This window comes from Hephaestia caeni (assembly GCF_003550065.1).
In the GTDB taxonomy this organism is placed as follows: Bacteria; Pseudomonadota; Alphaproteobacteria; order Sphingomonadales; family Sphingomonadaceae; genus Sphingomonas; species Sphingomonas caeni_A.
In genome coordinates this window covers 1,281,334-1,302,735 of sequence record NZ_QXDC01000002.1, presented here as the reverse complement: position 1 = coordinate 1,302,735, position 21,402 = coordinate 1,281,334, and the positions used below count along the sequence as shown (strand labels likewise).

Genomic DNA, 21,402 nt, shown 5'->3' with positions numbered 1-21,402 from the left:
CGCGCGATTGCGATCTGCGCGCGGATGGTGATTGACGCCCTCGCGCGCGCTCGCCTATCCATTGCACGGGCAATGGAATCTGCCTGGCCGAAATGCCAAACCGCTCGGACTTGGACCCGCCGGGCTGATGACTCCTACCGACGTCGCAAGACACGGGCGTGGAGTATTTCCGTTGGCTGGCCATTACAGGAAGATATCTGCCTTCGGGCAGTTGCAGCGCCCGTTTTGCCGAATCCCCAGGACGCATAATCGGCGGAATGTCGAGCGGTGACGGCGTTCCTGGATGCTTACCAGCGGATGCTTGAGACGGGCGAGATCGAACTCGATCGCGATCAATCGAGGGCCGTCGAGGCCTTGGAATCGCTCTCGGCAGACCTATCGGCCGAGCGACACGGATTGTTCGCAAGTCTTCGATCCCGCGGCGCACCCTGCGGAGTCTATCTGTGGGGATCGGTCGGACGCGGCAAGTCGATGCTGATGGACCTCTTCTGCCACACCGTTTCGATCACCCCGAAGCGCAGGCTGCATTTCCATGCCTTCATGGAAGAGGTGCATGCCGAGTTGAATGCCCAGCAGGACGGCGAGCACGATGGGGATACGATGCGCGGCATCGCTGCCGCCCTTAGCGAGAGGGCTCGGCTGCTCTGTCTCGACGAGCTTGAGATTATCGACATGACCGATGCCGTGATTGTGGGTCGGCTCTTTGAGGCACTGACCGCCGAGGGCGTGGTGATCGTCATCACCTCGAACGATGCTCCGGACGACTTGTATCGCGACGGTCCCAATCGCGATGCGTTTCTTCCGTTCATCAGTCTTCTCAAGCAACACATGCACGTGGTCGAGATCGGCGGCACGCTCGATCGTCGCAATGACGCGGTCCGCATCGACAAGGCGTATTTTTGCCCGATCAACGACGATACCGCTGCACAATTCGATGCCGCATGGGATCGTGTCCGGGAAGGTCGATCGGAGGCGCCGGTCGACATAGTCACTCACGGCCGGGTGGTTCGGTTTCCGCGCGCTGTCGGCAATTCTGTTCGTGTGACATTCGGGGAGGCCTGCGCGGGTCGGCTGAGCGCTGATGACCACAACGCATTAGCTGCGCGCTTCGATCGCGTCTTCCTCGATGGCGTGCCGCGCCTCAGCGCGGAACATCGGGATGAGGCGCGCCGGCTCGTGACACTAATCGACGCCCTGTACGAAGCGCGAGTACGCCTTGTCGTCCTCGCGGAGGTGCCGCCTGAACAGCTCTTCGCCGATCCCGCCCAGAACGATCATCAACGGACCGTCTCGCGTCTAAAGGAAATGCGTGGCGACGCATGGCCGCCGATGGGCGACAAGGGAGAGTGACATGAACGAGGCCTTCCACCGTTTTGCCAGGTTGGCAGCCGAAGCGACGGGCTCGCCTTGGGCCTTCACGATGGCGGTAGTCATCCTGATTCTCTGGGCCGCGCTCGGCCCTCTATTCGACTTTTCCAATGGTTGGCAGCTTTCGATCAACACCGCCGCGTCGATCGTGCCGACATTGATGGTGTTCCTTATTCAAAACACCCAGAACCGCGATGCACGAGCGATGCACCTGAAGATCGACACGCTGATCGCCGACGCCGAGGGTGCGCGATCTTCCTATATCGGCCTTGAGTCACTATCCGAGAGCGACATGGATCGCCTCGCTGCGAGCCTCAGGCGCCGAGAGGGGAACGAAGGTGACGGGCAAGGCTAAGGCACCCGGGATCGCCTGACCGTGAAAATGCAGTCTTCAGAAACAGGCTGGAAGTGAATTCGAGGTCGTATTCCAGCGGGCATTGGCATTTAATGCCGAGCGGTTGACCACTTCGGGACACGTTGCGTCATGCTCAAGTCATTTCCTCCGCAGCCTGGAAGCGACAGCCTGCCGCCCAAGTGTCGGTGGATCGATCTGATCGATCCCAGCGATAGCGAGATCGCGATAGTCCGCGAGCGCTTTGGAATTGAAGTACCAACCCTTGAGGATTTGACGAGGATCAACGCAAGCAGTCGGTTGCGGGCCTGTGGAGACACGCTTCTCATGAGCGCCCCACTTATCTCCGGGACCGATACGGACCGCTGGCAAATTGCGCCTGTCGGCTTCATCCTGGCACCAACCGTCTGCATCACCGTTCGCTTCGTCACACTGAACGCGTTCGATGTCGTCGCCAAGGGAATCGCCGACGATCCCGACATCGCGCCTGCCGAGATTTTTATCCGGTTGCTCGAGGAAATTGTTGACCGCGCTGCGGACCATCTTGAACGGGCATCAGGTGTGGTAAATGACACATCGCAGTCGATTTTCTTCGACGAGCCCAAGCGAAGACAATTGAGCAAGAACACAGCCCGGTTCCGCGAGGCGATGCGTACGATTGGTCAGGTCAGCGATCACGTTTCGCGAGTCCGGTACGCGTTTCTAAGCATCGGGCGGATGGCCACGTTCGTGATGGATCGTTGCACGCCCAAGATCGAGGGCGATCTTCGCGATAGGCTTGATGGCATTCGCGATGACATCAAGTCGCTCGATGAATATGAAGTGAGCCTCTCCGAGCGGATCCAATTATTGCAGGATGCCGCCACCGGATTCATCAGCATCGAGCAAAACGACGTGGTCAAGGTGCTGACCGTCGTCTCGGTGGCGGGCGTGCCCCCGGTGCTTGTCGTCGGCATTTACGGAATGAATTTCAGATATATGCCCGAATTGGGCTGGCATTGGGGCTACCCCTTCGCGCTCGTGCTATGTCTGGTGTCGGTGATCGTGCCGCTGCTGTGGTTCAAGTGGCGCGACTGGATCTGAGAGACCGCGTATTCTGGTGATACGTCGACTATGCGAGGTGCGCGAGACTACGACCGCGCGCGACAACGTGAAATGCCCTAAACGTCCATCCTGCAAGCGGCGGGCTCGCGAAGTGACGGCCCTGGCGTCGCTTAAGTCGAGACCGGCCGGCCCAGAGGCGCGCACCCCTGATTTGTCTCCGTCACAACTTTTCATCGCTGGCGATCGGGCAGCAATTAGCCTAGTCTCGCGAGCGGAGATGGAGTCCTCCGCAAGCGCCGGCCCACCGGCTGATGACTCCTGCTGAGCATTGCCCGGTAGGAGATCACCGAATGTACGATGCCGTCTCATCGACGCGGACAACCGATCACCAAGACATCGAAGCGGCCGTCGGAAGGCTGCGCAATCTTCACGACGGCGAAGCAGCGATGCTGGCCGTGGTGGCGCTTGGCCCGGCGGCGCGTGAGCCGCTGGGTGCGTTACTACGCGAACGCGAACCCAGCGGCATCTTTCAGCCACGCTGTCTCGCCGCCCGCGCCCTGGGATTGCTTCACGGGGACGAATTGCTGATCGATTTCCTCCGCAACCCGCGTTTTCCCGATTCCCCTGTTGAACGGGCCGGCGAGGACGCGGCGGTCAATGCCGCCGCGCGCGCGCTCGGCCGGCACTGTCCGGAGGGGGCGCTCGATTTGCTCATCGAGATTGGCTGCGGTCGCCCGCATCTAGATGGCGTGATCGAGGCGCTCGCCGGCTATGTTCGGGCCGAAGCAATCCCAGCTCTGACCGCTGGGCTCGCCGAGGACGTTAGCCGCAATGCGGCGGAAGCAGGCTTGCGGGCGATTGGAGCACCGGCCCAGCCGCTGCTACTGACGATCGCCTATGAGATCGACCCGGACACCGAGACCCACCGACGCCAGCGGCACGCCGCACTCGCCGTCCTGCTCGACATCGGCGCGCCCGACGGGGCTGGACCGGCGCTCGAAGCACTCATCGGCGACGAGGATTCGATGATCGCGGCGGCGGCCTCGGGCGTCGTGCTGCGGTTTGGGCCAACGTCGCTGCAACGTCGCGCAGGTGCGCGTCTCATCGAACTCGAGCGCGGCGCCGAGATTCGCCTCGCGATAGAGATTGCCGCAATCCGCCAGCGTGTTGCCGGGACAGCGGTATGAGGAGTCTTGGTGATCCCGCTTTCTTCCGACTGTTCGACGCGCTGGTGGTCGAGGCCAATCCGCAGGCTGGATTGAAAAAGCCTCGTTGGTCGATTGCAGATACCGACTGGCAATGGGAGCGTCATACCTTCGGAGGAGCAACGCACAGCTTCACAATGGAGACTTGCACCGTCGTCAGGCGGCCGCCGAAGAGTTGGACATTACTCGTTGTCAAGGAATTCTGGTGGACCGCTGACCAGCGCAAGCCCTTGCGGGACCTGCGCTGGGCGAAGCTCGTCTCGGGCAGTCGTGCCGACACGATGCGGTGGTTGCAAGCGCGTGACAGAACGCGACTGGCGTTCGGGGGCGCCTCCAACATTTCGGATTGAGTGCCGCGTTCCCGTCGTCAATGCCATGCGACTTTTGGCGCCGTTTATTCTGATCGTGCCGAGCTCGAAATCGGAGGAGTAAGACCGCCGTGCCGTATCACCGCCAGAACGAGCAAAGTTGCCGTCATGGTGACGATGCCGGCGATGATCGGACCTAAAGTCAGCCGCCAGCTTGTAAAGCCGAGGCCGAGAGCAGCGGGCATTGCGGTCTGGACCAACATTGCCCCGCTGATGTTGGCCAGGGCCATTTTGGCCTTGCCGCGCCGCACCCAGAGGATCGTGTTCAGCACTTCGGGAAGTTCGGTGGCGAGGGGGGACAACAACAGACCGGTGGCCTGTTGATCGAGACTGAGTGCCGTGCCCAGACGCTCGAGTTCGTCGACAAAAAAGTGAGAGGCGATCGCTAGAACAGCAAGCGCGCAACCGGTCTGGACAAGTGCGATGACCAGCGAAGGCCTCTGAAGGCCCGGCGCGAGAAAAAGTGCTGGAGGCGCCTTGGCGGAAGCCGCACTTCCGGAGCGAGTGGTTCGCCAGACATAAACGCCATACGCGATCAAAAATCCGATAGATGCCCAGCGTTTTCCGGGGAAGATTACGAGTCCCAGCAACAATTGTGCGCCGAACATCGCGAGGAACCACATCTGGTCGGAAACCAGTCGGCTTCGATCCGATGTGGAGAAACCGTCGGCATTCGTCTGGCCGGATCTTCGCTTGGTTAGTGCAAAAATCCCATAACCGGCGGTGCTCAGTGCCAGCGGCCCGCCAAGTGCGGTGCCGATGCCGATATCGCCGGTTCGACCTCCGCCTGTCAGGACGGCGACCAGCGTTATCATCGTTTCAGGGAGAGCGGTGCCCAACGCTGCCAGAATTGCGCCGGTGGCCGTCTCGCCAAGGCGGAGACGACGACCGACCCATTCTATTGCATTCACAAAAACGACGCTGGCGCCATAGATAGCGATTGCCGCCGCCAAAGCGATTGCAACGCTTGACGCAAATGTCATCAAATACCGGCCGCGGATTTATGCAACGACTCCCGAGCGGCCCTCGGCCCGCGAGGACGCCAGGTCAGGATTTGCACGATTGCGGTTTCTGGTCGGGGACAGTTACCTCGACTTGCTGACTGCTGCCGGACACCGTGTAGCCGCCCCCGGAAAATGGGCCGCCAGGCGTTGCCGCCATGAGGTGATGGATCGCGCCGTTTTCGCCGGTGCGCAGGTTGAGCGACAGGTCATCGGCGAAGAAATCGATATAAACGAGACTATTGTCCTTGCACCTGAAAGACTGGCTCTTCGTGATCGCCGGCGGCAGCTTCACCGGTGCGGCAACATTGGGAGGCTGGTCGACAGCCTGCTTCTGCTTGCATCCGGCTAGTAACAGCAGGCTGCACAGGAGGGCAGCGCCGATAGCGCGGCTCGATGGTGCATTTAAGTAAAGGCTCATTCGCGTCTCCTTCATCATGTCGCCCGTCCGACAAGACCGTCGACGCGGGCGTTTCGTAGGAGTCATCAGCCCGAATGGGCGGTTGAGGGAGACGCCATTCCCTTTTCGTGGAGTCGTTCATCGCGACCGTTACCTTCCGGTATCGGGCGGCGGTTGGCCTGCGCGAGTACGCTTGCCCATCAGATATTCCTGCAACCACGGATGATCCGTGTGCTCAAGCTCGCGCACCGGCGCGACCGCGATGATCCTCTGTTCCGCGAGCACCGCAACACGATCACAGACCGTGTAGAGCGTATCGAGATCGTGCGTGACGACGAGAACGCTCAACCCCAATGTCTGCGCGAGTGAAGCGACCAAGGCATCGATCTGTTCCGCCATCAACGGATCCAGCCCTGCGGTTGGCTCGTCGAGCAGAACGAGCTCGGGGTCGAGTGCAATCGCGCGAGCAACGCCGACGCGTTTCTGTAACCCACCGGACAGTTCCGATGGCAGCTTGAACAATGCGTCCTCCGGCAATCCCGACATGCGCGCCTTGAGCGCGGCGATGGCGAGCAGCATTGGCTCGGTTAGCTGGCTGTGTTCGCGCAGTGGCACAGCGACGTTTTCGAGGACGCTCAACGTCGAGAACAATGCGTTGGCCTGGAACAGCACGCCCCAACGGCTCTTGATCGCACCGAGCGTCGCTTCATCCGCAGCATAGAGATCCTGTCCGAATATCTCGACGCGGCCGGCTACTGGCGGGAGCAAGCCGATGATGCTGCGCAGCAGCACCGACTTGCCGGCCCCTGACGCACCGACCAGCCCGAGGATTTCGCCCCGCTTCACCTCGAGATCGACGCCATCGTGGATCACCTGCCCGCCGATTTCGGTCCGCACGTCGACGAGCCGCACGGGCGGTGCCGCCGGCCGGCTCATCGCCATCCCATGAACAGGCCGAACACAGCCGCCAACGCAATGAGCACGAACACCGCGACGACGCCGCTACGGATCGCTTCCTTTAGGGCCGCGCCCTTGGGCAGCGGGTGCTTGGCATATTCGATATAGGTGATGATTCCCGCAGTCAGTCCGCCGATCGGCGCGAACACGGCGCCCGCGACGACGGCAATGGCCAACGAGCCGCTCAAAATGGCCGACTCGTCAACGCTGTAACCGAAGTGACACGCGTGATTCCTCCCATCGAACCAGGGTAGGAATCATCAGCCCTTGCGAGCAGTTCGGCCACTAGGGCCTGGCAGAGTCCATTGCCGCGTCTAAAGATGTCGCCGGGCGGCGCGTCGGTCAATGGCTATCGCGCGGGATCCCCATCGTCTGCGCGATCCGTTGGAAGCGTTCCGATCCTTCCAGGATCGCGCCGGTGTCCATTTGACCGACCAACGCCCGCTGGATGGCCTGCCAGGGCGTTTGTGACTCGGGGTAGCGATAACCACCATCGGCTTCGAGTTGCCGTCGCCGTGCCGTAATCTCTTCTTCGGCTACCAGCATATCGACACGCCCTTTGGCGAGATCGACGCGCACGCGGTCGCCATTGCGCAGCAGCGCGAGATTGCCTCCGGCCGCTGCTTCGGGCGCAACATTGAGAATAGAGGGGCTGCCGCTGGTGCCCGACTGCCGCCCGTCGCCGATACAGGGAAGTGCGTGAACACCGTCTCGAATGAGGTAAGCCGGCGCTCGCATGTTCACGACCTCGGCCGAGCCCGGATAGCCGATTGGGCCGCAGCCGCGCATGAACATGATCGTGTCGGTGGTGATGTCGAGAGCCGGATCGTCGATATGAGCGTGATAGTCTTCCGGTCCGTCGAACACCACCGCGGAGCCCTCGAAAGCATTCGGATCGTCCGGATTGGAGAGATAGCGGGAGCGGAAGTCTTCGGAAATGACGCTGGTCTTCATGATGGCTGCGTCGAAGAGATTTCCGCCCATCACCATGAAACCGGCGTCCGGTCGCAGCGGATCGTCGATCGGGCGAATGACGCGCTGGTCCTCGATCGTGATTTTACGACAATTGTCGCCGATGGTCGTGCCATTGGCGGTCATCGCTTCCTCGCGGATCAGGCCCTTGCGCATCAGCTGAGCCACCACCGCGGGGACACCACCGGCATGGTAATAATCCTCACCGAGATATTCGCCAGCGGGCTGGAGGTTGACCAGCAACGGCACATGGTGGCCGTACTCCTGCCAGTCGGCAAGCGACAGGTCGACGCCCGTCAACCGTGCGATTGCCGCAATATGGATCGGCGCATTGGTCGAGCCGCCAATGGCCGAATTGACCACGATCGCGTTGAGAAATGCCTCGCGCGTCATAATGTCCGACGGCTTCAGATCCTCATGCACCATATCGACGATCCGTTTGCCGCTCCGATAGGCTACCTCCTGGCGATCTCGATAGGGTGCAGGAATTGCAGCCGAGCCCGGCAACGACATCCCCAGAGCCTCGGTCAGCGAGTTCATCGTCGTGGCGGTGCCCATCGTGTTACAATAGCCCGTCGAAGGCGCCGAGGAGGCGACCAGCTCGATAAAGCCGGCATCGTCGATCTCGCCTTTGGCGAGCAGTTCGCGCGCCTTCCAGACGATGGTGCCTGATCCGGTGCGCTCGCCCTTGTGCCAGCCGTTGAGCATCGGCCCGACCGACAGCGCGATCGCTGGAATGTTGACCGTCGCTGCGGCCATCAACGCCGCCGGCACCGTCTTATCGCAGCCGATGGTGAGCACCACGCCATCGAGAGGATAGCCGTAAAGTGTCTCGACTAGGCCGAGATAGGAGAGATTACGGTCGAGTGCAGCGGTCGGCCGCTTGCCGGTCTCCTGGATCGGATGCACCGGAAATTCGATGCAGATCCCACCCGCGTCACGGATTCCTTCACGGACTCGTTCAGCCAGAACGAGGTGATGGCGATTGCATGGGCTGAGATCGCTCCCCGTTTGCGCGAGGCCGATGATGGGCTTGCCCGAGCGCAGCTCGTCGAGCGAAAGCCCATAGTTGAGGTATCTCTCCAGATAGAGCGCGGTCATATCGACATTGGCGAGGTTGTCGAACCAGGCGCGTGACCGCAGGTTCGTCGTTCGGCCGTCTTTGTCGTTCGAATTTGATGCGGACATCTCGATTCCTAACGGTTGGTCACCCGGTAGGAATCATCAGCGCGCGATCGCGAGCGGTTCGGCCGGAGCGGCCTGGCAGAATCCATTGCCACGATGCGCTGTGACAATTGTCCTATTTATCGTCAAGACGTGCTATTTGCCGATCCGGCGCCCTCGTCGAAAAGTGCATTCAGACTAGACGCCAATCGATCATAAAGGATGACGTGCAGCGCCGCGCGAACGTCGTAAACGGCCATGGCACGACGCTTTCGCCGCCGTCTTCGTGTAGCTCGGGTGCGTAGAAGTCGGCGATGCGGATCTCGATCCAGCGATCCAGCGATCCGGCCAACCGGCTGGTCCGGCGCACAAGACGTCGCCGTCGCCGACATGCCGCACCACGCTGGAAAAGAGGGTGCCGGCACGGGGCAGGGGAGTTGCATGGACCAGCGTGTGCCGGAAGCGCCTACAGGAGCAGGACGAGCGCGGGGGCGAGATGTTTCAGGCGCATCATGTCAGATGGTAAATTGCGTTGGTGCAAGGTCGCGTGAGCGCCCGCCCTCGGTTTGCGGGAGGATGTCGGCGATGAGGATGGTGACGGGCAGAGGCTTCATATCAATGCCCCTTCGCGCGCCGCGCGAGCTTTCTTGCGACGAACCTCATCCAAATGGACATAGGCTCGCATAGTCTCCTCGGCTGCCGCGATCTGGAATTGAGCCGCGCGTGGGCGAAGCCAGGTGCGGACCGGACCACTCTTCGCGTGCAGGTCGTGAATCGCGCCGAAGATAATATTCGTGATCGCCTGTTGCTGCTCTCGCAGATGGTCCTCAAGTATTTTCTCGCGCGTAATATAGCCTTCGTTCACGCCGGGAATCGCGTGGTTCATCAGCAATTTCGAATCGACACCGTTCACTTTTGCGACGGTGGCGAGGGTTCGATAGGTCTGCCGCAGGTCGTTCCCCCATTTGGACAGGTTGGAGCGCTCCTCCTGGGTGTTGGCGATATGGCCTGCCTCGCTCTCGGCCGGGAAAAGCCATAGACGCGCCTCGACCGGATGCTGAGCACGACCGAACCGGATCACGCGAATGATCGAGCGGATCATCTCGCGCGATAGCGGAATATCGAACGCCCGGTCTTCGCCACCCTTCGGCGCCGGTATGTGGAGGATGCGACGCCGGAGATTGAGGTGCTTGAGGCGCGCCTTTTTAAGCGCATCGGTGCGGGAGGCCGATAGCAGCGTCAGCAGGTGGAACTCGCGACGTATCGGATTGTCGAGCTGGGCAAGTTCCGTGAACCAGCCCGGAAGCTCGGCGATGCCCATCCCGGAATTGCGCCGTCGTTCCTTGTTCCAGTCGACGGCATCGACCGGATTGTCGCGGGGCAGCACCTTCTTGTTCTTCAGCCAGGCATGATTGTAGATCGCCCTGAGCGTCCGCATGGTCCCGTTTGCACCATAGGGGCCGCTGCTTTCCGTGAGCGCATCATGCTTCCTGGCGACGAGATCCGGGTCTTCCGCAAGCTCCTTGATCGGCTTGTCGAGCCACACTTTAAGCACGCGGACGACATGGTCCTCGTATCCGGCGATCGTTCGTTCGCCGCGCCCTTTCTTGATCAACGCCGCTTTATAGCGTTCCCATGCCTGTCGAAGCGTCGGGCCGTCGGCGGCGACCTCGTTTTCCGGCTGCACTTCCGCCAGTTCGGCAACGCGCGACTTCCGCTTCAGGCCCTCGGGTCTGGGATGACGCCCCTGATGGATTTCGGACAGATAGCCTTCCGCGACCGTCCTGGCCTTGGCGACGGTGATCTTGCTGCAATCGCCTACCGTCACGCGGACCGTCGCTCCGCGCTTCCCCTCAACGCGAATATCGCCCCGGACCATGAAGGTCTTCCGCTTCCGGCCGACGACGACGTGAAAGCCGGCAAGCTTCTCGTCGAAAGCGAAATACTGGCCGCGCGCAGCGTAGGGCAGGTGCGCGATGGAGCGGTCGGTAAGAAGGAAGCGGAGACTTCCTCCTTTAGTCGATGGCGTCGCTTCAGTCTGTTTCGCTTGGCGGCGGGCCACAACCAATCCTCCTTGCCCGAGAGGCATCATCATAGCGTGGCGTATCGTCGGGTCAAAACTCTTTTATGACGTTGAAATTGTATTTATGACGTTGATTTACACCAGTCCAAAAGTGCCGAGTTTGGACATGTGTCTTTTCCAGAGCTTGCTATATGTAGAAATATGAATATTTATCAGGCGTATAGTAGAGTGTTGCAAGCTCCTTAGGAGAGGGCTGATAGCGGTGGAGTGCATGAGTTGTCAGACTACGAATCTGAGGGTCGGGCGTTCGAATCGCTCCGGGCGCGCCAACGTAAACCCCGGTGGGTCAATGACTTGCCGGGGTTTATGTTTTCCGGGCGAGAATGCTCTCTTTCAGGCGCTCCGCTCTCCTGCGCGCACCACCAGATCCCCCCTGCGTCAGCCCGGTTCTCGCGGCCTCGGCACATATTTTCGGTTCGGTAAGGCTTTGCTCACCGAAAGCTGGCATCGCGCGGGTATCGTGCTGGAAATGAGGGGATATCGGATCGTCGCGATCCGGCTGATATGCGCGCTGGTCGCCGTGGCCGGCGCCCTGCTGTCGCCCCCTGCCGCGGCTGAGCCGCTGCCTTTCGACACGCTGTGTCATGCGGTGACCGGTGCGGGAACCGCGGATTCGGCGCTGCCGACCCTGCCGTTCGCCTGTCGTGGCGCGCCTGCGGACTACCAGCGCGGCAGCCTCTGGCTGCGCGCCGATCTGCGTCCTCTGCCCGTTGATCGCAGCGATGTCGCGCTCATGGTTCATCAAAGCCGGTTCGATCGGCTCGCGGTCGCCTTCACCTATGCCGACGGCCATGTCGCGTGGGAACGGGTGGCGAGCGGCGCGTTCGGCACGCGCTGGCGGGTCGGCGGCCAGGTCGCATTCGAGGCGCCGTCGCGCGATGTGCCGCTCGTCTCGATCACGATGCGCTTCGATCATGTCGCGAGCCACAAGCTCCTGCGCATGCGCATCGTCACCAATGCGGAAGCGGGGGCGCAATCGGCAATGCTGGCCGCGCTGATCGGCGCCGCCCTGACGCTGCTACTGGTCGGCGCGGTCTATAATCTGTCGCTGGCGCTCGCGGTGCGGCGTCAGTTCCTGCTCTGGCACGGCGTTTGGGCGGCGTGCGTGCTCGTCTGGGGAACGATCTGGTCGCAACTCGAACTGATCGTAATGCCCGGGCTCGCCGGCGCCGCCGCGGCTCAGATATGCACCTTCCTCGCCTGTATCGCGATCACCGCCGCGACGGTCAGCGCGGTGACCTCGGTCGAGCGGTCGATCCTGCCGCGCTGGGCATCGGTCGCCACGGTGGCGCTCGGGCTGGGCATCGGTGTCTACGGTATTCCCGCCGCGCTGGTGCGCGATGCCGCGATCGACTGGATCGGCGATGTGCTCGGGCTGCTGGTCCTCGTCGATCTCGCCGCGGTCGCACTGGTCCTCGGATGGGCCTGGCGACGGCGCAGCCCCGATGCGCGCGACGTCGCGATGGCGTGGTCGGTGCCGATGGCGGCGCTCGGCCTCACGCAGGTCGTCGATGTCGGTAGCGCCCTGTGGGGCGGCGGCGCGCAGGTGCTGGTCCTGTTCGCAGCGGCGCTTCAGACGCTGTTCCTGTCGATCGCGACGACGCGGCGGCTCGCGCGCCTTCGGGTGGAGCGCGACCATGCGCGCGCCGCCGAGGCGCGGGCAAGCGAGCTTGCCGGTCGCGATCCGTTGACGAACCTGCATAACCGCCGCGGCTTTATCGAACGCACCACGCCCCTGCTCGGCGATCGCCGCCTGGCCGATGCGCCGGCCGCGCTGCTGCTGATCGACGTCGATCGCTTCAAGTCGGTCAACGACGCCTTTGGGCACGAGGCGGGGGATATCGTGCTATGCAAGATCGCCCAGCGTCTCCAGCGCTGGGAAAGCCCAAGTTGCGCCGTCGCCCGGCTCGGCGGTGAGGAATTCGCGCTGGCGATCGTCGGGATCGACGGCTTCGCGCTCATCCGCTTCGTCGATGGCGTGCGGCAGGAACTGGCGGTGCTCGATCACGGCGCGGCGATCGGCGATCGTGCCGTGACCGTCAGCATCGGCGCCATCCAGGCGCGCGGCGCGTGCTCGTTCCAGCAGCTCTACCGTCACGCCGATGCGGCGCTGTATGCGGCCAAACAGGGCGGGAGAGACCGCGTCGTCGTCCAGGATATCGATGCCGCTGGCGATACGCCGACCTTCACCACCGATCGCATCATCGCCCAGCTCGCAAGCTGAGCGGGCCGGTGCCGCTTCCACGCCAGTGGATCAAACTCTATTTGCCGAGCGCCACGAAGCGGATCGCCTGGCCGCCGCCCGGTGCCAGCGCGAGGGTGAGCGTGTCCTTGCCGGTCACCTGTCGTTTCTCGATTGCGATCGAGTGCCGCTTGTCGGTTCGGTAATCGGCGTCCGGCCCGTCACGATAGATTTCGGCGCGATAGGTGCGGCCCGGATCGAGGAAGGAAAGCGGGATCGACAGCGTCCGTGCATCCTCGTCGGTGACGCTGCCCAGATACCAGTCGTCGCTGTTGCGATCCTTGCGCACGATCGTGGCGTAATCGCCGACCGCGCCGCCCAGCACGCGGGTGTCGGACCAGTCGGTCGGCACATCGCGGATGAACTGGAGCGGGCCGGGATATCTGGCGTAATTCTCGGGCGTGTCGGCGGCCATCACGACCGGCGAATAGAGCACGACATAGAGCGCGAGCTGCTTCGCGATCGTCGACGGGATGGGGCTGTCGTCCGACCCCGTCAGGCTGAGGACGCCCGGTGTGTAATCCATCGGGCCGGACAGCATCCGCGTGAAAATCAGGTTGGCGACATGCTCGGGCGGATTCTTGCCCTCCCAGGCGTTGTATTCCATCCCGCGTGCGCCTTCGCGGGCGACCCAATTGGGGTAGGTGCGCCTGAGGCCGGTATCCTTGATCGGCTCGTGGCTGTCGATCGAGACGTGATATTTCGCCGCCGTCTCGAGCACGCGGATATGGTGGTTCGACATCCACTGGCCGTCGTGCCATTCGCGCACCGTCGTGCCGTCGGGGAGCACGCGCTCGATCTGCCCGGCATCGGTGACATAGCCGGTCTTCACCACTTCCTCGCCATGCGCCTGGGCGAAGGCGAACGCCTTGTCGAGCTGGCTTTCGTAATGGCTGACGGCGCCGCCGGTCTCGTGGTGTCCGATCAGGTGAACCCCCTTCGAGGCCGCATATTTGGCGAGCCCGTCGGCGTCGAAATCGGCGGTCGGCGTTGCGAAGTCGAAATCGTTGCCGTGGCCCAGCCAATCGCCGTTCCAGCCCGGATTCCAGCCCTCGACCAGCACGCCGCGAATGTTGTTGGCGGCGGCGAAGTCGATGTATTTCTTCACATGCTCGGTGGTGGCGCCGTGCCTGGGGCCGGTCGCCCAGCTCCAGTCGCCCTTGATCATGTTCCACCACACGCCGTTGAACTTGCCCGGGTGCACCCAGCTCACGTCGCCCAGCTTGTTGGGCTCGTTCAGATTAAGCTCGATATGGCTCATGTAGAGGCCGGCCGCGTCGTCGGCGATGATCATCGTCCGCCACGGCGTTGCGAACGGCGTGGTGCGCGTCACCTTGGCCGCCGTCGCGCCCGGCGCGAGCACCGCCTTCAGCCTGGTGCCCTCGACGCGGCGCAGCCACATGCTCGAATAATCGACCAGCGCCGCTTCGTGGAAGGCGATGTGGGTGCCGTCCTGAAGCTTCACCGTCAGCGGGGTGTGCGCCTGCGCGATGCTGCTGATCGGGGTCTTGTTGTAGAGATATTCGTAGCGGTTCCACTCGCCGCCGGGGATCCACCAGGCGGTGCCGTCGCCCGCGACCGCGAATTCGGTCAATTCGTCGGCGATGTGCGCGGTCTTGAGGTTGGGCTGCTCGGGCAACACATAGCGAAAGCCGACGCCGTCGTCGAAGATGCGGAAGACGACATCCATCTCGCGCTCGAGATCCTTGGCTTCACGCAGCCGCACGGTCAGTTCGGTGTGATTGTCGCGGATCGTCTTCCATTCGCCCCACGGCTGTTCCCAGCGCGTGTCGCTGGCGGCCGTCCTCGCGTCGATCAACTTGAAATAGCGCTCCATTTTCGGCGCGTCGGTGAACAGGAATCCCAATCGACTGTCGGTGATCACCGGTTTGCCGTCGCGGCTGACCGCATACATCGGCCGCCCGTCGCCATCGATGCTGACGGTGACGACGATATCGCCGTCGGGCGAGGCGGCGGTGGCGATTACGTCCGCCAGTGCGGGCGGCGCGAGCATCAGCGCGGCGAAGGCGGTCACGAGGCGGGTGGGGGTGCGCATCATTCGGGTTCCTCGAGCGCGACGATCATCGCCGCATAGGGTGACAGCAGATCGTCGGCATGGCTTCCGGTCGCGGCGAGCACGCGGCTCGCGGCGGGCCTGACCCATCTTGCCGCCGCCGCCGACAGGTTGAACACGCACAGCAGACGCTCGTCGGGGGCGGTGCGTTCGAACACGAGCAAGGCGTCGCCGGCTTCGTCGATGCGCATCGCGCCGTGGCGCAGCGCGGCGTGCGCCTTGCGCAACGTCAGCACCTGCCGCGTCCAGCCGAGCATCGAGCCCGGATCGGCATCCTGCCGATCGACCGCGAGCATATCATGGTCGCCGCCCAGCGGCAGCCAGGGCGCGCCGTCCGAAAAGCCGAGGCGCGGGGCATCGGCGCGCCACGGCATCGGGGTACGCGCGCCGTCGCGCGACAGCGTCAGCGGCCAATTGTCGATCGCCTCGGGGTCGCGCAAGTGTTCGAAGGGAATGTCGACCTGGGTCAGCCCCAGTTCTTCGCCATAATAGAGGATGATGTTGCCGCGCAGCGCGCCGAGCAGCAGCATCTTCATCCGCCCGAACGCGCCGCGCTGTTCGGGCGCCGCCCAGCGCGAGATCGCGCGCGGGGCATCGTGATTTTCGAACGCCCAGCTCGGCCAGCCCATGTCCGGCGTATCGGGCCAGTCGGCCATCGCGTCGCGCACCAGCGCGGGGGTCAGTTTGTCGGCGTAGAGGAAGTTGAAGCCATAGGCGCTGTCGAGCCGGCCGGGTGCGGTAAAGCGCACCATTTCGCGATGCGCCTCGGCGCCGCCGACCTCGGCGACGGTGAAGCGCTCGCCGTAGCTGTCGCACACGGCGCGCAGCCGGGCGAGGAAATCGGCGATCTCGGGCTGGCTCTGGTTGTGGAGGTGGCGCTGGAAATCGAACGGCCGGGTGCGGACATGGCCATCGTCGGGCGCGGGCGGATTGTCGCGCAGCGCGGGGTCGCACATCGCGAAGTTGATCGCGTCGAGCCGGAAGCCGTCGACGCCGCGGTCGAGCCAGAACCGCGCGACATCGAGCAGCGCCTCCTGCACCGCCGGGTTGCGCCCATCGAGTTGCGGCTGCGCGCTCAGGAAATTGTGCAGGTAATATTGTCGCCGCCGCGCGTCCCAGCGCCATGCCGGTCCGCCGAACACCGACGCCCAGTTGTTGGGCGGGCTGCCGTCCGGCTTGGCGTCGGCCCACACGTACCAGTCGGCGTGCGGCCCGTCGCGGCCCGCGCGGCTCGATCGGAACCATTCGTGCTGGTCCGAGGTGTGCGACCAGACCTGATCGATGAGCACCTTGAGCCCCAGCGCGTGCGCGCGGGCGACCAGTGCGTCGAAATCGGCGAGCGTGCCGAAGATCGGATCGACATTGCGGTAATCGGCGACGTCATAACCGAAATCGGCCATCGGCGAGGTATAGAAAGGCGACAGCCAGATCGCATCGACGCCGAGCCGCGCGACATGATCGAGATGCGTGGTGATGCCAGGCAGGTCGCCGATCCCGTCGCCGTTCGAATCGGCGAAGCTGCGCGGATAGATCTGGTAGATCGCGGCGCCGCGCCACCATTCTCGCGCCGTCGCCACAGCGTTACCGGCTATCGGAGAGGCGTGGTTCACTCGCCCACCTCGGCGGCGCAGAAGGCGTAACCGAACGGGGCGAGTGACACGCGTACGCTGCCCGGCGCCGTTGTGGCCGCGGCGCATCCAGCGCCTGCCAGGGGGGCGAAGGCAGTCGAGCCGGTCTCAACCTCGACATTGGCGGCAAGCGGTTGGGCAGACGTGTTGAACGCGAGCAGGATTTCGCGCCCCGTCTCGGGATCGAACCGCGAGATCGCGAGCAGGCCGGGCGCGTCACCCGCCGCGCGCAGCTTTTGAACCCCGCGCGTCAGCGCCGGTTGTGCGCGGCGCACGGCCGAAAGCGCCGCGATCTGCCGGAACAGCGGGTTGGTGTCGCCATAATGGTCGGTCGCGGTGGTGGTGTCGGTGCCGAGCAGGCGGTTGTCGTTGTAGCTCGCGACCTTGCTCGCGAACATATCCTCGCGGGCGTCGCGATCGCCGCCGTCGCCGACGAACCCCTGTTCGTCGCCCGAATAGATCGCGGGCACGCCGCGCAGGGCGAGCATCATCGCGTTGGCGAGTTCGACGCGCTTCAATACCTCGTCGTCGCTGACGTCGGGGAACGCCTTGCGCACCGCGGTGGAGAGGCGGCCGTGATCGTGGTTGCCGGTGAAGGTCGGCAGCGTGACGGCGGTGGCGAAGCCGTGCTCGTAGAGCGAATCGCCCGCGAACAGCGCCTCGAATCTATCGGTGCCGGCGTTGCCCGCGACGGTTTCCTCCACCGCTCGCTGGAAACCGAAATCGAGCACCGAGGGGAGTTTGTCGACCCGCGTATGCCGGGCCAGTGCGGCGACGTCGGGATCGGCGACCTCGCCGAAGATGTGGAAATGGGGGATGCCCTTGGCCTGCGCCCGCGCCAGCATCGCGGGGACGAACGCCTGCCAGAATTCGGGGTTCACATGCCGCGCGGTATCGATGCGGAAGCCATCGATACCGAACCGGTCGATCCACGATCCGTAGATCTCGATCATCCCCGCCACGACGCGTGGATTTTCGGTCATCACGTCGTCGAGCCCGACGAAATCGCCCATCGTCGAGCTTTCGCCCGCGAAGGTCGAATCGCCGCGGTTATGGTAATAGATCGGATCGTTGAGCCACGCTGGCACCTTCACGTCGCGTTCGGCGGCGGGGACGAACGGCGTATAGGCGTAATCGGGGCGCGTCAGCGTCACGAAGTTGGCGGCGGTCTGCACGTCGTCGCCCGCGAAACCGGCGTTGATCGCCGCGCCGTTCACGCCGCCGCGCCGCTGATACGGATAATCGGCGATGCTGCGATAGGTGCACGCGCCGCACTCGCGATACTGGATCACGTCGGCGGTATGGTTCGCGACGATGTCCATATAGACCTTGATCCCGCGTGCGTGCGCGGCATCGACGAAGCGGCGGAAATCGTCCTCGGTGCCGAAATGCGGATCCACCGTCGTGAAATCGGTGATCCAATAGCCGTGATAGGCCGCCGATTCCTGGCCTTTCGGCCCCTGCACGGGCTTGTTCTTGAAGATCGGGCCAACCCACACCGCCGTCGCGCCCAGCCCGGCGATATAAGGCAGCTTGTCGGTCAGCCCCTTCAGGTCGCCGCCATGATAGAAACCGCTGTCGGTCGGGTCATAACCGGTCGTCAGCCGATCGCCCGAAAGCCCGCCGCGATCGTTCGCGGGGTCGCCGTTGGCGAAGCGATCGGGAAGGACGAAATAGATCACCTCATCCTGAGGCAACCGTTCGCGATAGGAGGCATTATCGTCCGCCGCGGCCGTCCCCGGCACGGTGGCGGCAAGCAGCAGCCCGCCAAGGATCGCTCGAACCGACAAGACACGCCTCCCCGTTTTTCGTACGCCGCCCACATGCGGGTGGCCCGTGATGCCCGTCTTGAAAGCACGGGCGCGGGAATCCAAGCCTCCGGCATACGTATTCACCGGCATATTCACCCGTCGCTTTCCTCTTGCCGCTCGGGCAGATAGGCTTGCACGCACCAGCAGCAGGGGAGGCGGCACCGCCGGCCGGAAACGCGATAGATGTCGATAGACAAGCCCACGTCGTTCGATATCGCGGCACTTGCGGGCGTGTCGCAGCCTACGGTCTCGCGCGCGCTGCGCGGCGATCGCACGGTGAGCGAGGCGACGCGCAAACGGGTCGAGGCGATCGCCCGCCAGCTCAATTATGCGGTCGACAAGAACGCCTCGGCGCTGCGCCGCGGGCAGAGCAATACGCTGGCGCTGCTGTTCTTCGAGGATCCTTCGCCCGACGGCTCGGCGATCAATCCGTTCTTCCTGTCGATGCTCGAATCGATCCTGCGCACCTGCGCCGCGCGGCGCTACGATCTGCTCACCTCGTTCCAGCAGCTCTCGTCCGATTGGCACATGGATTATGAGGACAGCCGCAAGGCCGATGGGATCATCCTGCTTGGCTATGGTGATTACGAATTGTATCGCGCCCGGCTCGAACAGCTTATCCGCCAGGGCACGCATTTCGTGCGCTGGGGCGCGGTCAACGGCGATTCGATCGGCACGACGATCGGTTGCGACAATGTCGCGGGTGGGCGCGATGCCGCGCAGCATCTGATCGCGCACGGCCGCACCCGGATCGCCTTTCTCGGCGACGTATCGGGCCATTATCCCGAATTGCGCGATCGCTATCGCGGGCTGTGCGCGGTGCAGGCGCAGCACGGGCTGCCGGTCGATCCGGCGTTCCAGGTCGATGCGCTGACGATCGAGGATTCGGGCTACGAAGCGGCGCGGCGGCTGCTCGATCGCGATCTCGCCTTCGACGCGATCTTCGCGGCGTCGGATATGATCGCGATCGGCGCCTTGCGCGCGCTCGATGAGGCGGGGCTGGTCGTACCCGACGATGTCGCGGTGATCGGCTTCGACGATCTTCCTGCCGCCAGCCTCAGCCATCCTCCGCTGACGACGGTAGCGCAGGATTATCACCGCGCGGGCGAAATGCTGGTCGATACGCTGATCCGCCAGATCAATCGCAAGCCGACCGATACGATGCTGCTGCCGCCCCGGCTCGTGGTGCGGCGTTCGACCTGACCGCCGCGACGAAGGCGCTTATCCCTTTCGAGCCATAGCTCCCGCACAATGCCGCGCGATGAAATCGGCGTGGCTCGGCATCTGCGCAACTTCGCGCTCGTAGAGCAGCGGGATCGTCTCCATGAACTCGGCCAGATCGTCGTCGCCGATCTGGTCGGCGAGCGGGTGATAGCCCTTGGGGCTGATCCCCTGGCCGATCAGCACCTGCAACCAGCCGACCTCGGTGAACAATTCCTCATGCTCGCGCACGATCTGTCCGTTTTCCGCGAACAGCGCGATCTTGGCGCCAAGGCTGTCGGGCAGCGTCATCGCGCGGCACGCCTGCCAGAGCGGCTCGGGGCGGGTATTGGCGTGATAATGGAGGATCAGGAAATCGCGGATACGCTCGATCTCGAAATCGGTCTGGCGGTTGTATTCGGCGCGATCGGCGGCACCGCTGGCATGGCCGGGCAGCAATTTGAGCAAGCGTGAGATCGCCGACTGGATCAGGTGGATACTGGTCGATTCGAGCGGTTCGAGGAACCCGCTCGACAGCCCGATCGCGATCACGTTGCGGTGCCATCCCTCGCGCCGCCGCCCGGCGGCGAAGCGCAGCAGGCGCGGATCGCCCGTCGCCGCACCGTCGAGATGGTGCATCAGCAGGTCCGCCGCGTCGTCGTCGGAGATCGCGCTGCTGCAATAGACCAGCCCGTTGCCCGTGCGATGCTGGAGCGGGATCCGCCATTGCCACCCGGCCTTTCGTGCGGATGCGCGGGTGAAAAGCGGCGGGTCCGCCAGCGGCGCGGTAGCAACCGCGATCGCACGGTCGCACGGCAGCCAGTGGGTCCAGTCCTCGTAATCGATGCCGAGCGTCTGGCCGATCAGCATCGCGCGAAAGCCGGTGCAGTCGATGAACAGGTCGCCCGCGATTCTCTCCCCCGAGTCGAGCCGGATCGCCGCAACGTCGCCGCTGTCGCCGTCGCGCATCACCTCGGTGATCCGGCCCTCGGTCCGCTCGACACGGCGCTCCTCGGCGAAGCAGCGCAGCAACCCGGCGAACAGGCTCGCGTCGAAATGGAAGGCATAGGGCATCGAGGGGATGGCGGGCGCAGTGATCGGGCCGCCGCGGTGCATCCGCCCCGCGCGCGCCGCCAGCTCGTTGAGCGCATAGCGATCGAGGCCGGCGGCAATGCCCATCTGCCGCGCGCGCAGCCAGTAATGCTGGAACGCGATCAGCCCCACGTCGCGCCCGACATTGCCGAACGCGTGCATGTAGCGATGCCCGTCGCCGAGCCAGTTTTCGAGTTCGATCCCGAGCTTGAAGGTGCCGTGCGTCGTGCGGACGAAATGGTCCTCGTCGATCCCGAGCGCGTCGAGATAGAGCCGCAATTGCGGAATCGTCGCTTCACCGACGCCGACGGTGCCGATCGCCTCCGATTCGACCAGCCGGATCCGATAGCCGCGCTCCAGGAACCGCGCGAGCGCCGCCGCAGTCATCCACCCCGCTGTGCCGCCGCCGGCGATCACGATCGTATAAGGGGGCTTCTCCAT

18 protein-coding genes and 5 riboswitches are annotated in these 21,402 nt (G+C 63.8%); of the genes, 7 read left to right on the top strand and 11 right to left on the bottom strand.

Annotated features, from left to right (window positions below):
• The first annotated feature begins 59 nt into the window (after positions 1-59).
• Positions 60-144, top strand: a riboswitch (Fluoride riboswitch).
• Between the two features lie 123 nt (positions 145-267).
• The 5 genes from zapE (at position 268) to DFR49_RS06065 (ending at position 4,319) form a co-directional block, all read left to right on the top strand.
• On the top strand, positions 268-1,350 hold the full coding sequence (zapE, locus tag DFR49_RS06085) for a cell division protein ZapE (protein ID WP_119034763.1): 1,083 nt from the start codon (positions 268-270) through the stop codon (positions 1,348-1,350).
• 1 nt (position 1,351) lies between these two features.
• Positions 1,352-1,723 (top strand): low affinity iron permease family protein, encoded by a 372-nt coding sequence (locus DFR49_RS06080; RefSeq protein WP_119034762.1) that lies wholly within the window; start codon positions 1,352-1,354, stop codon positions 1,721-1,723.
• Positions 1,724-1,852: 129 nt separating this feature from the next.
• The gene (locus tag DFR49_RS06075) at positions 1,853-2,803 is read left to right on the top strand and encodes a magnesium transporter CorA family protein (protein ID WP_119034761.1); all 951 of its coding nucleotides are present in this window, start codon (positions 1,853-1,855) and stop codon (positions 2,801-2,803) included.
• 225 nt (positions 2,804-3,028) lie between these two features.
• Positions 3,029-3,092, top strand: a riboswitch (Fluoride riboswitch).
• 22 nt (positions 3,093-3,114) lie between these two features.
• Complete coding sequence (locus DFR49_RS06070; RefSeq protein WP_119034760.1) at positions 3,115-3,951, top strand: hypothetical protein; 837 nt, start codon at positions 3,115-3,117, stop codon at positions 3,949-3,951.
• A complete protein-coding gene (locus DFR49_RS06065) occupies positions 3,948-4,319 on the top strand; it encodes a hypothetical protein (protein WP_119034759.1) in 372 nt (123 codons plus the stop codon). The genes DFR49_RS06070 and DFR49_RS06065 overlap by 4 nt, the downstream gene beginning before the upstream one ends.
• A 44-nt stretch (positions 4,320-4,363) precedes the next feature.
• Here DFR49_RS06065 and DFR49_RS06060 read toward each other — a convergent pair whose 3' ends face one another.
• From DFR49_RS06060 to DFR49_RS06035, 7 genes are all read right to left on the bottom strand, one after another.
• Complete coding sequence (locus DFR49_RS06060; RefSeq protein WP_119034758.1) at positions 4,364-5,320, bottom strand: sodium:calcium antiporter; 957 nt, start codon at positions 5,318-5,320, stop codon at positions 4,364-4,366.
• A 64-nt stretch (positions 5,321-5,384) separates the two neighbouring features.
• The gene (locus DFR49_RS06055) at positions 5,385-5,777 is read right to left on the bottom strand and encodes a hypothetical protein (protein WP_119034757.1); all 393 of its coding nucleotides are present in this window, start codon (positions 5,775-5,777) and stop codon (positions 5,385-5,387) included.
• Between the two features lie 31 nt (positions 5,778-5,808).
• Positions 5,809-5,870, bottom strand: a riboswitch (Fluoride riboswitch).
• An 18-nt stretch (positions 5,871-5,888) separates the two neighbouring features.
• Positions 5,889-6,674, bottom strand: a complete 786-nt coding sequence (locus DFR49_RS06050) for an ABC transporter ATP-binding protein (protein WP_211325806.1) — start codon at positions 6,672-6,674, stop codon at positions 5,889-5,891.
• The gene (locus tag DFR49_RS06045) at positions 6,671-6,871 is read right to left on the bottom strand and encodes a hypothetical protein (protein WP_119034755.1); all 201 of its coding nucleotides are present in this window, start codon (positions 6,869-6,871) and stop codon (positions 6,671-6,673) included. The genes DFR49_RS06050 and DFR49_RS06045 overlap by 4 nt, the downstream gene beginning before the upstream one ends.
• A gap of 68 nt (positions 6,872-6,939) precedes the next feature.
• Positions 6,940-7,014, bottom strand: a riboswitch (Fluoride riboswitch).
• Between the two features lie 23 nt (positions 7,015-7,037).
• Complete coding sequence (locus DFR49_RS06040) at positions 7,038-8,855, bottom strand: IlvD/Edd family dehydratase (RefSeq protein ID WP_119034754.1); 1,818 nt, start codon at positions 8,853-8,855, stop codon at positions 7,038-7,040.
• A gap of 20 nt (positions 8,856-8,875) precedes the next feature.
• Positions 8,876-8,954, bottom strand: a riboswitch (Fluoride riboswitch).
• 70 nt (positions 8,955-9,024) lie between these two features.
• Entirely contained in the window at positions 9,025-9,183 is a 159-nt protein-coding gene (locus tag DFR49_RS21890; RefSeq protein WP_170150934.1) for a hypothetical protein, read from the bottom strand.
• 258 nt (positions 9,184-9,441) lie between these two features.
• A complete protein-coding gene (locus DFR49_RS06035) occupies positions 9,442-10,893 on the bottom strand; it encodes an integrase arm-type DNA-binding domain-containing protein (protein ID WP_211325805.1) in 1,452 nt (483 codons plus the stop codon).
• A 490-nt stretch (positions 10,894-11,383) separates the two neighbouring features.
• On the opposite strand from DFR49_RS06035, the gene DFR49_RS06030 reads away from it, so the two are divergent.
• Entirely contained in the window at positions 11,384-13,138 is a 1,755-nt protein-coding gene (locus DFR49_RS06030; protein ID WP_119035296.1) for a GGDEF domain-containing protein, read from the top strand.
• A 37-nt stretch (positions 13,139-13,175) separates the two neighbouring features.
• Here DFR49_RS06030 and DFR49_RS06025 read toward each other — a convergent pair whose 3' ends face one another.
• Genes DFR49_RS06025 through DFR49_RS06015 form a run of 3 tightly spaced genes read right to left on the bottom strand, consistent with a single transcriptional unit; the run spans position 13,176 to position 18,648 of the window.
• Positions 13,176-15,215 (bottom strand): glycoside hydrolase family 97 protein, encoded by a 2,040-nt coding sequence (locus tag DFR49_RS06025; protein WP_211325804.1) that lies wholly within the window; start codon positions 15,213-15,215, stop codon positions 13,176-13,178.
• Positions 15,212-16,807 carry an alpha-glucosidase gene (locus DFR49_RS06020; protein ID WP_245968260.1) on the bottom strand — a complete coding sequence of 532 codons (1,596 nt, stop codon included), beginning with the start codon at positions 16,805-16,807 and terminating at the stop codon, positions 15,212-15,214. Before DFR49_RS06020 ends, DFR49_RS06025 begins: the two co-directional genes overlap by 4 nt.
• 29 nt (positions 16,808-16,836) lie before the next feature.
• On the bottom strand, positions 16,837-18,648 hold the full coding sequence (locus DFR49_RS06015; protein WP_425454916.1) for an alpha-amylase family glycosyl hydrolase: 1,812 nt from the start codon (positions 18,646-18,648) through the stop codon (positions 16,837-16,839).
• 204 nt (positions 18,649-18,852) lie between these two features.
• On the opposite strand from DFR49_RS06015, the gene DFR49_RS06010 reads away from it, so the two are divergent.
• Positions 18,853-19,872, top strand: coding sequence for a LacI family DNA-binding transcriptional regulator (locus DFR49_RS06010; protein WP_119034751.1), 1,020 nt, complete (start codon positions 18,853-18,855; stop codon positions 19,870-19,872).
• Between the two features lie 18 nt (positions 19,873-19,890).
• Here the strand turns inward: DFR49_RS06010 and DFR49_RS06005 are convergent, their stop codons facing one another.
• A complete protein-coding gene (locus tag DFR49_RS06005) occupies positions 19,891-21,402 on the bottom strand; it encodes a tryptophan halogenase family protein (RefSeq protein ID WP_119034750.1) in 1,512 nt (503 codons plus the stop codon).

Excerpts from the sequence above, each read along its gene's own strand:
- DFR49_RS06075 (WP_119034761.1), top strand. The coding sequence starts at position 1,853 with ATGCTCAAGTCATTTCCTCCGCAGCCTGGAAGCGACAGCCTGCCGCCC.
- DFR49_RS06050 (WP_211325806.1), bottom strand. The coding sequence starts at position 6,674 with ATGAGCCGGCCGGCGGCACCGCCCGTGCGGCTCGTCGACGTGCGGACC.
- DFR49_RS06080 (WP_119034762.1), top strand. The coding sequence starts at position 1,352 with ATGAACGAGGCCTTCCACCGTTTTGCCAGGTTGGCAGCCGAAGCGACG.
- DFR49_RS06065 (WP_119034759.1), top strand. The coding sequence starts at position 3,948 with ATGAGGAGTCTTGGTGATCCCGCTTTCTTCCGACTGTTCGACGCGCTG.
- DFR49_RS06060 (WP_119034758.1), bottom strand. The coding sequence starts at position 5,320 with ATGACATTTGCGTCAAGCGTTGCAATCGCTTTGGCGGCGGCAATCGCT.
- DFR49_RS06030 (WP_119035296.1), top strand. The coding sequence starts at position 11,384 with ATGAGGGGATATCGGATCGTCGCGATCCGGCTGATATGCGCGCTGGTC.
- DFR49_RS06025 (WP_211325804.1), bottom strand. The coding sequence starts at position 15,215 with ATGATGCGCACCCCCACCCGCCTCGTGACCGCCTTCGCCGCGCTGATG.
- DFR49_RS06070 (WP_119034760.1), top strand. The coding sequence starts at position 3,115 with ATGTACGATGCCGTCTCATCGACGCGGACAACCGATCACCAAGACATC.
- DFR49_RS06005 (WP_119034750.1), bottom strand. The coding sequence starts at position 21,402 with ATGGAGAAGCCCCCTTATACGATCGTGATCGCCGGCGGCGGCACAGCG.
- DFR49_RS06055 (WP_119034757.1), bottom strand. The coding sequence starts at position 5,777 with ATGATGAAGGAGACGCGAATGAGCCTTTACTTAAATGCACCATCGAGC.
- DFR49_RS06010 (WP_119034751.1), top strand. The coding sequence starts at position 18,853 with ATGTCGATAGACAAGCCCACGTCGTTCGATATCGCGGCACTTGCGGGC.
- DFR49_RS06040 (WP_119034754.1), bottom strand. The coding sequence starts at position 8,855 with ATGTCCGCATCAAATTCGAACGACAAAGACGGCCGAACGACGAACCTG.